The organism is Paraburkholderia sp. (assembly GCF_047605525.1).
GTDB lineage: Bacteria > Pseudomonadota > Gammaproteobacteria > Burkholderiales > Burkholderiaceae > Paraburkholderia.
The window spans coordinates 181,374-195,292 of sequence record NZ_JASGFN010000014.1 but is presented as its reverse complement, the minus strand read 5'-3'; the positions used below and the strand labels follow the sequence as shown (position 1 = coordinate 195,292).

At 65.6% G+C, this 13,919-nt stretch carries 9 protein-coding genes; 3 read left to right on the top strand and 6 right to left on the bottom strand.

What is annotated here, in order from left to right:
* Positions 1-104: 104 nt before the first annotated feature.
* The 3 genes from QM685_RS21150 to QM685_RS21140 all read left to right on the top strand — a co-directional run bounded on the left by QM685_RS21150 (position 105) and on the right by QM685_RS21140 (position 5,129).
* A complete protein-coding gene (locus tag QM685_RS21150) occupies positions 105-2,687 on the top strand; it encodes an adenosylcobalamin-dependent ribonucleoside-diphosphate reductase (RefSeq protein WP_415118947.1) in 2,583 nt (860 codons plus the stop codon).
* Between the two features lie 217 nt (positions 2,688-2,904).
* Positions 2,905-3,900, top strand: a complete 996-nt coding sequence (locus QM685_RS21145) for a hypothetical protein (RefSeq protein WP_415118945.1) — start codon at positions 2,905-2,907, stop codon at positions 3,898-3,900.
* Positions 3,901-4,163: 263 nt separating this feature from the next.
* On the top strand, positions 4,164-5,129 hold the full coding sequence (locus QM685_RS21140; RefSeq protein ID WP_415118943.1) for a helix-turn-helix domain-containing protein: 966 nt from the start codon (positions 4,164-4,166) through the stop codon (positions 5,127-5,129).
* 10 nt (positions 5,130-5,139) lie between these two features.
* On the opposite strand, the gene QM685_RS21135 is transcribed toward QM685_RS21140, so the two are convergent.
* The 6 genes from QM685_RS21135 to QM685_RS21110 all read right to left on the bottom strand — a co-directional run bounded on the left by QM685_RS21135 (position 5,140) and on the right by QM685_RS21110 (position 13,893).
* Positions 5,140-6,090 carry a dimethyl sulfoxide reductase anchor subunit family protein gene (locus QM685_RS21135; RefSeq protein WP_415118941.1) on the bottom strand — a complete coding sequence of 317 codons (951 nt, stop codon included), beginning with the start codon at positions 6,088-6,090 and terminating at the stop codon, positions 5,140-5,142.
* A 59-nt stretch (positions 6,091-6,149) separates the two neighbouring features.
* On the bottom strand, positions 6,150-6,932 hold the full coding sequence (locus tag QM685_RS21130) for a 4Fe-4S dicluster domain-containing protein (RefSeq protein ID WP_415118939.1): 783 nt from the start codon (positions 6,930-6,932) through the stop codon (positions 6,150-6,152).
* 40 nt (positions 6,933-6,972) lie between these two features.
* The gene (locus tag QM685_RS21125) at positions 6,973-9,903 is read right to left on the bottom strand and encodes a molybdopterin-dependent oxidoreductase (RefSeq protein WP_415118937.1); all 2,931 of its coding nucleotides are present in this window, start codon (positions 9,901-9,903) and stop codon (positions 6,973-6,975) included.
* Between the two features lie 184 nt (positions 9,904-10,087).
* On the bottom strand, positions 10,088-11,086 hold the full coding sequence (locus tag QM685_RS21120) for an Ldh family oxidoreductase (RefSeq protein ID WP_415118935.1): 999 nt from the start codon (positions 11,084-11,086) through the stop codon (positions 10,088-10,090).
* 87 nt (positions 11,087-11,173) lie between these two features.
* The gene (dctA, locus tag QM685_RS21115) at positions 11,174-12,544 is read right to left on the bottom strand and encodes a C4-dicarboxylate transporter DctA (protein WP_415118933.1); all 1,371 of its coding nucleotides are present in this window, start codon (positions 12,542-12,544) and stop codon (positions 11,174-11,176) included.
* 173 nt (positions 12,545-12,717) lie between these two features.
* A complete protein-coding gene (locus QM685_RS21110) occupies positions 12,718-13,893 on the bottom strand; it encodes a UxaA family hydrolase (protein WP_415118931.1) in 1,176 nt (391 codons plus the stop codon).
* Positions 13,894-13,919 lie beyond the last annotated feature (26 nt).

Genomic DNA, 13,919 nt, shown 5'->3' with positions numbered 1-13,919 from the left:
GCCCGCTCAAGCGCCGGCCGCCAGCCGGCATGCTCCCGGCATCAGAGCGCCGCGCCTTCCACCCACTGCGCCACGCCCGCCGTGGCGCCGTTCGAGGGCACATCATGGCAGAAGACACGCCGCAAACCCGCGCGGCTTCCGCATCCCCCGCCTCCTCCATTTCCGCACCGCCCGCTCCGCTGATCGCGCCGCAGCAGTTCTCGCTCGACGTGCTGCTCGAGAAATACGCGAAAGGCGACGAGCAATCGGCCGACGACGTATTCCGGCGCGTCGCGCGCGGCGTCGCCGAAGCCGAGCCGCCGGAACTGCGCGCGTCGGTCGAGGCGCTGTTCGTCGACAATCTGCGGCACGGCGCGCTCGGCGCGGGCCGCATCATGAGCGCGGCGGGCAGCGGCATCGCCGCGACGCTGATCAACTGTTTCGTGCAGCCGGTCGGCGACTCGATCCAGGGCGTCGACGAGCAGGGTCTGCCGGGCATCTACGTCGCGCTGCTGCAGGCGGCCGAAACGATGCGCCGCGGCGGCGGCGTCGGCTACAACTTCTCCGCGATCCGGCCCAAGGGCGCGCGGGTTCACACGACGAGTTCGTCGGCCTCGGGCCCGTGCAGCTATATGGACGTGTTCGACGCGTCGTGCCGCACCGTCGAGAGCGCGGGCTCGCGGCGCGGCGCGCAGATGGCCGTGCTCGACTGCAACCACCCGGACCTGCTCGAATTCATCGAGGCCAAGCATTCGAAAGGCCGCTGGAACAATTTCAACGTGTCGGTCGGCGTCACCGACGAATTCATGCGCGCGGTCGAGGAAGACGAGCCGTGGCAACTGGTGCATCGCGCCGATCCGTCGCCCGCGCTGCGCGCGGCCGGCGACGTCCGGCAGCGCGAGGACGGGCTGTGGGTCTACGGCGAGCATCCGGCGCGCGCGATCTGGGAGCGCATCATGCGCTCGACGTACGACATCGCCGAGCCCGGCATCGTGTTCATTTCGCGGATGAACGAGGACAACAATCTGCGCGCCGTCGAAACGATCCGCGCGACCAACCCGTGCGGCGAGCAGCCGCTGCCCGCGTATGGCTGCTGCAATCTCGGCCCGCTGAATCTGACGCGCTTCGTCGTCGATCCGTTCGCGCAGTTGCAGGGCCGCAAGCCGTCGTTCGACTGGGACGCACTGGCGCGGCGCACGCGCACGCAGGTGCGCTTTCTCGACAACGTGCTCGACGTCACGCTGTGGCCGCTGCCGCAGCAATACGACGAGTCGCGCGCGAAGCGGCGCATCGGCGTCGGCTTCACCGGCCTCGGCGACACGCTCGTGATGCTCGGGCTGCGCTACGACTCGCAGGAAGGCCGCGACTTCGCGGTGCGCATCGCGCGGCTGATGCGCGACGACGCGTATCGCGCGTCCGTCGAACTCGCGAAGGAACGCGGCGCGTTTCCGCTGTTCGACGCCGCGCATTATCTGGAAGCGGGCACCTTCGCGTCGCGGCTGCCCGACGAGATCCAGCAGGCGATCCGCCGCGACGGCATCCGCAACAGCCATCTGCTGTCGATCGCGCCGACCGGCACCGTGAGCCTCGCGTTCGCGGACAACGCGTCGAACGGCATCGAGCCCGCCTTCTCGTGGACCTACCGGCGCATGAAGGTGATGGCCGACGGCGGGCGCGAATCGTTCGACGTCGAGGACTACGCATACCGGCTCTATCGCGAACTCGGCGGCGACGTGAACCGGCTGCCGGACTATTTCGTCAGCGCATTGCAGATGTCGGCGCGCGATCATCTCGACATGATGGCGGCCGTGCAGCCGTACGTCGACACGTCGATCTCGAAGACCGTCAACGTGCCCGCCGACTATCCGTTCGCGGCATTCGAAAGCCTCTATTTCGACGCGTGGAAAAGCGGTCTGAAAGGCCTCGCCACCTATCGCCCGAACGACACGCTCGGCGCGGTGCTGAGCGTCACGCCGGCACAGACCGACGACACGCTCGCCGACAGCGATCTCGATCCGCTGCGTATCGCGATCGATCATCGGCCCAAAGGCGAATTGCCGGCGATCATCGAGAAGGTCGAGTATCTGACCCAAGCCGGCAAGAAATCGCTGTACGTCGCGGTGTCGTTCATCGAGGTGACCGGACGCCTCGGCGGCGAGGACGTGACGATCGAGCGGCCGATCGAGTTCTTTATCCCCACCGGCCAGCGCGACGAGTCGCAACAGTGGATCACCGCGACGATGCGTTCGCTGTCGCTCGCCGCGCGCGGCGGCTTCGTCGCGCGCAATCTGCAGGACATGCGCAAGGTGTCGTGGGATCGTGGCCAGGTGCGGCTTGGCGAAGTACAGCGTCTCGACGGACATCGCGCGCCGCGCTGGCACGATTCGGAAGTCGCCGCGCTCGCGTTCGCGATCCAGCAGATCCTGTATCGACGCGGCTTTCTCGATGCCGAAGGCAATCAGGTGACGTCGCGGATGCTGACGCGCCGGCCGCGCGGGCAAATGAAAACGGAGACGGCGTTATCGGCCGACTTCGGCATCCGGGCGAATCCCGACGACAATACGGACACGTTGACGCAGCCGGACAGCACGCAAGGGCTGCATACGATGCTCGGACGCAAGTGCGGTTCGTGCGGCGCGAATGCGGTGATTCGCAAGGATGGATGCGATTTCTGTACCGCGTGTGGGGAAGTCGGGGCATGCGGGTAGTGCCTGCCGCAAATACCTGGTGTTGCGCTACGACGCGCGGGGGTGCCCGCGACCCTTCGCATCACCGGTTGCAGGCCGCAATTTCCTTCCAGATCGCGCAAGACCGTGCAATCCTTCGCCGCTGCCGATTCCGTATTCTGGCCGCGCGATGGAGCATCATCGCGACGACACGTCCGCCACTCGCCGGCGTACCGCACCGCCCGGAGGTCCAAACGCGATGAATCAGCGAAAAGTCCTTGTTTATTACGCATGGAGCCGGCCGGCCGAGAGCGGCGCGCCGCTCCATGTCATCGAAGATCGCTTCCCGGCGCTCTTCGAAAGCCGCCGGACGGGCTTCCCTCAATTTCATGAGTTCGCGGACCCGCAGCGCTTCGACCAGGGCATTGCCGGCTTCCTCGATCACATCATGAAGCGCAACTTCACCACGTTCGTCGAGCTGGCGTCCGGGTTGACCGGCCACGAAGTCCGGCAGACGGAGCGGGTCGCGGACGACGGAACGCTCACGCCGCTCAGCGCCGACGTTCTCGACGGCATGGATACGCTCATCGTCATCAGCTTCGATTCGTTTTCGACAGCGCAAAAGGCTGAGCGCCGCGAAGTCGAAGCGCTCCAGACATTCCTCGGCGACCCCGACCATCTGGCGTTCGTCTGCCCGCACCACGACATTGGGGATCCGGACGAGCTTCCGGAAAGCGAGCGTCTGCAACATCAGATCGAAGAATATCGACATCACGGCGACAGGACGATTCCGCCGCGGCAACGCTTCGGCGGCTTCGCGCGTTCTCTTCTTGCGGGTCTCGGCGTGCCGGTGGAAAACCGCTTCGGACTGCGGCCCGCCGTCAATGCGGACGGATCGCCTGCCGCAATCGAAGTGGAGACGGCACTCGACCGATTCAGCCTTCTGGCAAACGTAACGACTTTCAACCTTCATCCGCATCTGCCGCAACTCGAGCGACTCGGCGAAGCGATCGGAAAACTCGACGTGCTGGCGCGGCAGCGCATCGATGACGGCGCGCCGCCGCATCCGTTCTCGCGCGAACGCACCACATTCGACGCCCTGCTGCAGTCACGCCCGGAAGCGTTCAACGGCGGCCTTCTCGTCGGCGATACGACGCTCTGGAGTTCGACGGCCGGCGGCGTGGACAGCCTGCGCCAGTTGTGGACGAACGTCGTGCAACGGCCGCCGCGATCGGACAGGCACCGCGGCTCCTGAGCCTGCCCACGTTCGTCTCCCCTGGCACCCCGCTGGCGCGCGTGGTGTTCGTCAACCGTGCGCCGCCCGCCTGTTCGCAGCGATGCCGCGCTGACCGGAAATGCCGCGGCGGTTGTGCCAAACTACGCCATCAGTATCCCGGCGGACACCGCCGTTCCCTACTTCCGGATCGCATCGGGCGGAGGCGCGGATGATTATCGTCTTTCCATCACACAGCACCGCGTGGCGATTTCATCGGCGGCCTCGCGACTGGAGCCGGCGAAATGGCTGAAACCGCGCGCCGCCTGCCGGGCCGGCCGCCCCTGATCTCGATCGACGAAATCCTGCACGCGCGTCCGCAGCAACCTGTCGCAACCACGCGCGGGCGCGGCTGGAACGGTGTGACAGTCGATGTTCATCGCCCCTATTTCGATTGCGCCGAAAGCTATGCCGGGCTCGATCACCACCTCGTCTGCTACTGCCCGTCCGGTAGCGCGACGCTGGTCCAGCGCCGCGCCGGGGCCGTTCATCGGGGCGTGGTTGCCGCCGGAACCTCGTACATCATGCCGGCCGGCTACGACTCGACGTGGGAAGGCAATTCAGGACGGACTGTGAGGTTGCGCATTCCGCCCGTACTCGTCGACCGCGCGGCCGGGCAGCTCGGCCACCATCGCGTTCACGTCGAAATCCGCAATGTCTTTCTGGTACGCGACCCGGTAATCGAGCAACTCGCGCAGAGCCTTCTCATGGAAATGAACCGCGAGACGCACCCCGCTCAGGTGCTGATCGCCGATTCGATTTCGAATGCACTGGCCGCGCATCTGCTGCGCAGCTATTCCGCTTTCGGCACGCCCGAACGCACGCTGGACCGCTCGCTCAGCAAGCTCGAAATCGCCCGGCTGACCGAATTCATCGAGGACAATCTCGACCGGCCGATCTGCCTCGACGACCTCGCGAACCTTGCGAACGTCAGCCGGTTTCATCTGAGCCGTCTCTTCAAACGGACCGTGGGCGTCACGGCGATCTGCTTCGTCGAGCAGTGCCGGATCCGCCGGGCACAAGCGTTGATTGCCGAAACCAGTCTACCGCTTGCGGAAATCGCGCTGGAGACGGGGTTTGCCGATCAAAGCCATTTCACCCGGCGATTTCATCGTCACGTCGGTTGTACCCCGGCTGTCTTCGCGCGCGAGCAGGGGCGGCGTCGGACGGCGCGGCGATCGGCGCGCTCCGCCGATGAAACCGAAGGCTAGCCGCCGCCGCTCACCCCACTCTCGCGTAGTAAAGATTCTGCGGATGCTTCGCCTCCGCGAAGAAAAACCAGCGCTCCGCGACGAGCCCCGCATACTGCACGAGACACGCCGCGGCCAGCAACGCGAACGACGCGCCGATCGGCTGCAATCCGGCGCCGAGCACGATCAGCACGACCGGCGCGACGAACGCACTCGCAAGAAACCCCCACTTGACGCCCCGCAGCGTCCGCGCCGATTTGCCGTGAAAAAACTCGCGCAGATTGAACGCGCCCGCGGTAAAGCCGCGCGTCACCTGCACGAGCTTCGGATTGCGGATACCGGTCGCGCTCTGCACGGTCGACTTCGGCCGCAAGCGCGCGTTGCGCGCGAGCGACGCGCAACGGCTCGCACACCCGGCGAGCGTCAGCACACACGCGCAGATCGCAAGTCCGACCATCAGCGCGGGCGCTCCCCACGCACTCAATGCCGTCGCCAGCGTGAAGCCCGACGCGCAGCCGAGCAGCACGAAGTTCACGAGCGTCAGCGGCGTTGCCCATTCCTGCAGAAAGCGCAGGCATGCATAAATCATCGCGGTGCAGACGAACAGCGCGGCGCTCGCCAGCACACCGAGCCAACCGAGCGCGAGCGACCACGGCGAGCCGAACCAGTGCGCGACGCCATACAGGAACGCACAGGCGAGAAACGCGGGCAGACACAGACATTCGCGCGACAGCCACGAGGTTCGCCACATCGCGATCGCGCGCCATGCGCGTTCCGGATGACCGAGATGGAAGAACGACGCGATCAGGCCAAGGCCACCCAGCAGTACCGAGAGCGCGGCCCCCGCGACATAAAACGCGGCGGTGGGCGGCGCGACGAAGCCGCGCCGCGCCGCGCTCTCCACACCGACGAGCGCAATCAGCAAGCCCTGCGCGGCGCCGCTCAACGTCGTCAAGAACACTACGGAAAATGCCGGATTCATCGTGGGGCCCCGTCTTCGTTTAGTCGCTCAATCGCTCAATCATTCGGTCGTTCAGCCGTTCAGATGCGCGTCGCGATCGACGCGAGGCGCACTTCGCCGCGTTCGAGTTGCGCTTCGAGTTGCGAATCCGGAGAGGCCGACGATTGCGCCGCGTCATCCGCGGAATCATCCATCGTTGAACCGGTCGATTTGCAGGAACACGCTTCGCTGCCGCAACCCGTGGACGTCGTCGGCACACGCGGCAAATAATGATTCGCCGGGCGTGTGTTCCACTCGGGCATCAACTGATAACCGCCACGCTCCCTGATCGCGCGCGACACCACCGAGTCGGGATCGTGGATATCGCCGAAGAGCCGCGCCGAAGTCGGGCACGCGAGCACACACGCCGGCTGGCGATCGCGCTCCGACAGATTCTCGTCATGGATGCGATCGACGCACAACGTGCACTTGGTCATCTCCTTGCGCTCTTCGTCGATCTCGCGCGCGCCGTACGGACATGCCCACGCGCAATACTTGCAGCCGATACAGCGATCGAAATCGACCAGCACCAGCCCGTCCTCCTTGCGCTTGTAGCTCGCGCCGGTCGGACAGACCGGCACGCACGGCGGGTCCTCGCAGTGCAGACACGACTTCGGAAAATGGATCATTTCCGTGTCGGGGAAACTGCCGGCCTCGAAACTCTGCACGCGGTTGAAGAACGTGCCGGACGGATCCGCATCGTACGGATTGAAGTCGGCGAGACTGCCCGATTCGCCCGACGTGTTCCACTCCTTGCAACTCGTCACGCACGCGTGGCATCCCACGCATACATTCAGATCGATCACCAGTGCCATCTGGGTCATCGGAAGCTCCTTGCCGTTTCAGCCATCGTTGCCGTCACCGTTACTTGCGCCGGGCCGCGCCGCGCAGACGGGCCGCGAATTCGCCGCGTCCCGCGAAATAGGTCTGCACGATGCGCGACACCACGCCCTCCCGCGCTATCTCGCCCGGCAACGCGGGCATCGCGGCGAATTGCGGCAGCGTGTGCCGCGCATCGGCTTCGGCCGGATAGATGCGCACGCGCACGTCGTACCATGCGGCCTGCCCGGTCACCGGGTCGGAGTTCGACAGCCGCGCGTCCGTTTCATTGCGGCCCGGCAGTTCGTCGGTGATCAGATGATTGAGCAGGAAGCCCCGCTGCGATTCGTTCGCGTTCGGGCCGAGATTCCACGCGCCCGCCGCCTTGCCGATCGCATTCCATGTCCAGACCGTTCCGGGTTCGACGGTTTCGCTGAAACGCGCCATGCAGCGCACCCGGCCCCATTGCGATTCGACGTAAATCCAGCCGCCGTCGCTAATCCCGCTCGCCGCCGCCGTTTGCGGATTCACATACAGATAGTTCTCGCCGTGAATCTGGCGCAGCCACGCATTCTGCGAATCCCACGAGTGATACATCGCCATCGGCCGCTGTGTCACCGCGGCCAGCGGGAAATGCGCGAGGTCCGTCGCCGCGCTTTCGAGCGGCGCGTACCAGAACGGCAGCGGATCGAAATAGCGCTCGAGGCGCGCGCGCAGATGCTCGGGCGGTTGTCTGCCGCTGCTGCGCCCCTGCGCGGCGAGCCGGAATTTCTGCATCACGTCCGAGTAAAGCTGGATCAGAATCGGCTCGCTGAACTTGCGAAAGCCGTTCTTGACGGACCAGTCGAGATACGGCCCATTGCAGTTGCGCATGTACTGCATCGTGTCGGGCAGGCGGTAATGGAATACGCAATTGTTGCGCGCGTACTGTTCCCATTGATTCGGGTTCGGCTCGCCCACCAGCGCCTTGTCGCCATCCTTGCCGCGCCAGCCGATCAGAAAGCCGACGCCGGAATCGGGTGTCGTAGTGTGATTGACGATGAAGTCGGGATAGTCGCGAAAACGCCGCGCGCCGTCCGCCGTCGTGAACGCCGGAAACTTCAGGCGCGACGCGAGTTCGATCAGCACTTCCTGAAACGGCTTGCATTCGCCGGTAGGCGGCACGACCGGCACCCGGACCGAATCGACCGGGCCGTCAAACTCGGAGATCGGCCGGTCGAGCATCGACATCGCGTCGTGGCGTTCGAGGTAAGTCGTGTCGGGCAGGATCAGATCGGCGAACGCGGTCATCTCCGACTGGAACGCATCGCACACGACGAGAAACGGAATCTTGTACTCGCCGTTCGCATGCTTGTCGGCGAGCATCTCGCGCACTTTCATCGTATTCATCGATGAATTCCACGCCATGTTGGCCATGAAAATCATCAGCGTGTCGATCGGATATGGATCACCGCGCCACGCGTTGGTAATCACGCTATGCATGACGCCGTGCACCGCGAGCGGATATTCCCACGAGAACGCCTTGTCGATGCGCACCGGGCCGCCCTGTTCGTCGATGAACAGATCCTCGGGCGCGGCGGGCCAGCCGAGCGGCCCCGTGGCGAGCGGCGTATTCGGCTTCACCGCATCGGGACTGTTCGGCGGTTTCGCCGATGGCGGCACCGCGCGCGGAAACGGCGACTTGTGACGGAAACCGCCGGGGCGGTCGATCGTGCCGAGCAGCGACATCAGCACGGCCAGCGCGCGAATCGACTGAAAGCCGTTCGAATGCGCGGCGAGGCCGCGCATCGCATGAAAGGCGACCGGGTTGCCGGTGACGGTGTCATGCGTTTCGCCCCACGCGTCGGTCCAGCGGATCGGCAATGTAATGCGGTGCCGGCGGTTCGTCTCGATCATCTCGCCGGCGAGACGGCGAATCGTATCGGCCGCGATGCCGGTGATCTGCGCGGCCCATTCGGGCGTGCAGGCGGCCACGCGCTCGCGCAGCAACGCGAACGACGGCGCGACCGGCTTGCCGTCATCGAGCGTATAGCGGCCGTCGAGCGCGGGTGTCACGCCCGGCGCATGATGCGGCACCGCGCGCGCGGTGCGCGGGTCCCACCATAGATGATTCTGAGGAAACAGCGGATTGCCCACCGGGCGATCGGGATCGCGCACGAACAGGCCGAAGTTTTCGCTGCCTTCGTCGAGATCGATCAGCTCCGCCGCATTCGTATAGCGCTGCACGAACTCGTGATCCCACGCATCGGCGGCAATCAGTTCGTGCAGAAACGCCATGAAGAGCGCGCCATCGGTACCGGGCTTGATCGGTACCCATTCGTCGGCAATCGCCGCATAGCCGGTGCGGATCGGATTGATCGCGATGAAGCGCCCGCCCGCGCGCTTGAACTTCGAGATCGCGATCTTCAGCGGATTCGAATGATGATCCTCCGCCGTGCCGATCATGAAGAAGAGTTTGGCGCTGTCGAGATCCGGTCCGCCGAATTCCCAGAACGAACCGCCGATCGTATAGATCATGCCGGCCGCCATGTTCGCCGAGCAGAAGCCGCCGTGCGCCGCGTAGTTGGGGGTGCCGAACTGCTTCGCGAAAAGTCCGGTCAGCGCCTGCATCTGATCGCGGCCGGTGAAGAGCGCGAACTTCTTCGGATCGGTCGCGCGGATCGCGGAGAGACGTTTTTCGAGCACGTCGAACGCGACGTCCCACGACACCGGTTCGAACTGCGCGCTGCCGCGCTCCGCGCCGGCCTTGCGCATCAGCGGCTGCGTGAGACGCGCGGGCGAGTACTGCTTCATGATGCCCGACGCACCCTTCGCGCAGATCACGCCCTGGTTGAGCGGATGCTCCGGATTGCCGTCGATATAGCGCACCTCGCCGTCGCGCAGATGCACGCGGATGCCGCAGCGGCATGCGCACATGTAGCAGGTGGTGGTCTTGACGTCGAGCCGTTCGTTCTGCGTGCGGGCGTGGTGCTCCATGCGCAATCTCCGTCGCTGTTCCCGTGTGCCGAAGCGATGACGACACGGTATCTATCGACCATCCTATTCGTGTCGGCGTCACAAGGGAAATCGCCATTTTCGAGAGAAACTATCCGGCATGCCGATAGTTTCCGTTTGGCTTTCAGCGATGCGGGCTGCTATCGGCGTGGCCGGTTGCACGGGTTCAAGCGCGTCCCGCCAGTTGCGCGAGCAGCGCATCCGGAATCTCGACCCCCTCTTTTTGCGCGGTCTCCGCGAGACGCTCCCTGCGAGATCCGGGCAGGCGCACGTCGTCGTCCATCAGCATCATGTCGATCAACGCTTCCACGCGCGACAGATAAGTGTCGTCGCCGGCGAGCGCGCCTGGATCGATCGCCCAGAACAGATGGCCGATGCGCGAGCGCTCGCCTTCCTCGGTGAGGAACGAGCCCGCTTCATAGCCGAAGTTCGCGCCGGTCAGCGCGGCGGCCAGCAATTCGACGATCAGCGCCAGCATCGCCCCTTTTGCTCCGCCGAACGGCAGCATCATGCCGTCGAGCGCGGCGCGCGCGTCGGTGGTCGGCTGGCCGTCGCGGGTGGTCGCCCAGCCTTCGGGGATCGGCTTGCCGTCGCGCGCGGCGAGCGCGATCCTGCCGCGCGCGATCTGCGACAGCGCAAGGTCGATCACGAGCGGATCGCCGTTGCGCCGCGGGAACACCGCGGCGACCGGATTGGTGCCGAACAGCGCGCGGCGGCCGCCCCACGCGGGCATCGCGGCCGGCGAATTGCTGAACGCGAGCGCGACCATGCCTGCCTGGCCGAGCGCGGCCAGATGCGCGGCGCCGACGCCGAAATGGTGGCTGCGCCGCACGCCCGCCACCGCGCTGCCGAATTGCCGCGCGCGAGCGGCGAGTGTCGCGATCGCGAGATCGCAGGCCGGATACGCGAGACCGTCCGCGCCGTCGATCAACACCGCCGCGCCGCGATCCGCGACGATGGCCGGCTGCGCGGCCGGATCGACGCGGCCGTTGCGCAGTTGCGCGCAGTACATCGGCAGCCGCGATACGCCGTGCGACGACAGGCCGCGCACGTCGGCATAGACGAGCGCGCGCGCCGTTGATTCAGCGATCGCCGGCAACGCGCCCGCGCGGCGCAGCGCGTCGACGGCAAGCGTGGTGAGCGCATCGGGAAGCAGTCGGGCCATCTAACCTTCCTCTGGTTTCGTTGTCATCAGCGCATCACTTTGTCATTGTCGGCGCGAAGCTTCAAGTTCGACCGCCGGCACCGATCCTCACTTGGCCCCTTCCTCGAACAGTGCCGCCCCGCCCGGCAAGCCGCGCTCCTCGAGACCACGCTGACCCGCCTGCGCCGGCTTCGGCTTGCGCGCCGGCTGGGCCAACGCCTCGGCCTGCACCTCGCGCGGCGCGGCGAGAAATTCACGCGCCGCGCGCGCATCGAATGCACCTTCCCAGCGCGCGACCACCAGCGTCGCGACGACATTGCCGATCATATTGGTCAGCGCGCGGACTTCGTTGAGCACGCGGTCGACGCCGAGAATCAGCGTGATGCCCGCCACCGGAATGATGTTGTGCGTCGACAGTGTCGCGGTCAGCGCAACCAGCGCGGCACCCGCCACGCCCGCTCCGCCCTTCGACGTCAGCATCAGGATCGCCAGCAGCCCCAGTTGCTGCATCAGCGTCAGATGCGTATTGGTGGCTTGCGCGATGAAGAGGGACGTCATCGTCAGATAGATCGCCGCGCCGTCGAGGTTGAACGAATAGCCGGTGGGCAGCACGAGCCCGACGATCGCGCGCGGACAACCCATGCGTTCGAGCTTTTCCATCAGCCGCGGCAGCACGGATTCCGTGGTGGACGTGCCGAGCACGATCAGCAGTTCCTCGCGGAAGTACCTGAGCAGCGGCCACAGTCCCACGCCCGCCCAGCGCGCCGCCGCGCCGAGCACGATGCCGACGAACAGGATGCTCGTGAGGTAGAAGCACAGGATCAGCAGGCCGAGCTGCTGCAACGTGCCGATGCCGTATTTGCCGACCGTGAATGCGATCGCGCCGAACGCGCCGAGCGGCGCAAGCCGCATGATCATTTCGACGATGCGCATCAGCGTGTCGCCGAACTGCTCGATGCCGCGCATCAGCAGCCGGCTGCGCTGCGACATGATCGACAGCGCGATGCCGAACAGCACCGAGAACAGCAGCACCTGCAGCAGATCGCCGCGCGCGAACGCGCCGACCACCGAGTTCGGCACGATCATGTCGATGAAACTCGACGACGCCGTGTGCGCGGTCTCGACGTAATGCGTGACCGCGTGCGCGTCGAGCGACGCGGGATCGATGTTCAACCCGGCCCCCGGACGCAGCACGTTCGCGACGACGAGACCGAGCACCAGCGCAATCGTCGTCACCACCTCGAAGTACAGCAGCGTCTTGAAGCCGACGCGGCCGACCTGCTTGAGGCTTTCCATTCGCGCGATGCCCACGGAAACCGTGCAGAAGATCACGAGCGTGATCAGCATCTTGATGAGGCGAATGAAGGTATCGCCGAGAGGTTTCATCTGCACGCCGAATGCGGGTGCGAAATGACCGACGAGAATGCCGGCCGCAAGGCCGATCAGGACCTGCACATAGAGATGTTTGAGCACGCGCAAGATGGTGTCTCCTCCACTCGCTGCTGCCAGATGTCGAGCCGGCGCCCTGCCCATGATCTGCGGGTCACGGCAGGCGTCTCGGCCATTTCTCCGTGCCGGCGCGCGCCGGGAATGTGGGGCCGCTCCGCGCGCCACATGACGCGCGGCGGGCCGGAGCGGTAAAGCCGCCCGCGTCAGGCGCTTTCGAACAGACGCGTGAGCACGAACTCGCGATGACCGAGCGCTTCGGCTGCGGTGAAGCGGCCATTGATCGTCGCCATCATGCAACTGAGCAGCTTGTCGCCGCTCTGGTCGAGATTCTGCTCGCGTTGCAGGATGCCGGTCACGTCCACGTCGATATGCTCGCCCATCGTGCGCACCGTGCGCGGATTCGCGCAGATCTTGATGACCGGCACGATCGGATTGCCGATCACGTTGCCCTGGCCCGTCGGGAAGAAATGCACGACGAAGCCCGATGCCGCGCACAACGTCACCATCTCGGCCGCCGCCGAGGACGAATCCATGAACCACAGCCCCGCATGCGTCGGTTCCTCGGCTTTATCGAGCACGCCGTCGACCATGCACTTCTTGCCGATCTTCTGGATGTTGCCGAGCGCCTTTTCCTCGATCGTCGTCAGACCGCCCGCGATGTTGCCCTTGGTCGGCTGCGACTCGGACAGGTCGTCCGTTTTCCAGCGGTTGATCATGTCCTGATAGCGGTCGAACATGAACTGGAAGCGCTCGCGCACGCCGTCGTTCGCGCAGCGCGCGGCGACGATCTGCTCGCCGCCGGTCAGCTCCGAGGTCTCGCCGAACACGAGCGTGGTGCCGAGCCCGTATAGCTTGTCGAACGCATTGCCGACGGTCGGATTCGCGCCGCAGCCCGACGTGGTGTCCGACTCGCCGCATTTGGTGGACACCCACAGGTCCGAAATCGGACATTCCTCGCGATCGAGCGACGTCGCGTACTGCACCATGTCCTTCGCCGCCTTCGACGCGCGCAGGATCGTATCGTGATCGCCGTGCAGCTCGATGCCGAAGCCCATCACCGGCTTACCGGTTTTCGCAATGCCGTCGACCACGCGCTTGGTCCACCCCTCCTCGATGCCGATCACGACCACCGCCGCGACGTTCGGGTTGCTGCCCGCGCCGATCAGCGTGCGGAAATGCAGCTCGAGGTCGGCGCCGAATTGCAGCCGGCCATAAGGATGTGGCAGCGCCATCGTGCCCTTGATGTTGTGTTCGACCGCCTGCGCGGCGGCGTTGGAAAGGTCGTCGACCGGCAGGATGATCACGTGGTTGCGTACGCCCACGCGGCCGTTGTCGCGACGATAGCCGCGGAAAGTCGTATCCAGGTCAATCACGCTCATGGTGTCTCTCTCGTTCGGGTTGATGC

Bases quoted from the DNA above. Each gene is read 5' to 3' on its own strand.
- QM685_RS21150 (WP_415118947.1), top strand. From the start codon at position 105: ATGGCAGAAGACACGCCGCAAACCCGCGCGGCTTCCGCATCCCCCGCC.
- QM685_RS21145 (WP_415118945.1), top strand. From the start codon at position 2,905: ATGAATCAGCGAAAAGTCCTTGTTTATTACGCATGGAGCCGGCCGGCC.
- QM685_RS21140 (WP_415118943.1), top strand. From the start codon at position 4,164: ATGGCTGAAACCGCGCGCCGCCTGCCGGGCCGGCCGCCCCTGATCTCG.
- QM685_RS21135 (WP_415118941.1), bottom strand. From the start codon at position 6,090: ATGAATCCGGCATTTTCCGTAGTGTTCTTGACGACGTTGAGCGGCGCC.
- QM685_RS21130 (WP_415118939.1), bottom strand. From the start codon at position 6,932: ATGACCCAGATGGCACTGGTGATCGATCTGAATGTATGCGTGGGATGC.
- QM685_RS21125 (WP_415118937.1), bottom strand. From the start codon at position 9,903: ATGGAGCACCACGCCCGCACGCAGAACGAACGGCTCGACGTCAAGACC.
- QM685_RS21120 (WP_415118935.1), bottom strand. From the start codon at position 11,086: ATGGCCCGACTGCTTCCCGATGCGCTCACCACGCTTGCCGTCGACGCG.
- QM685_RS21110 (WP_415118931.1), bottom strand. From the start codon at position 13,893: ATGAGCGTGATTGACCTGGATACGACTTTCCGCGGCTATCGTCGCGAC.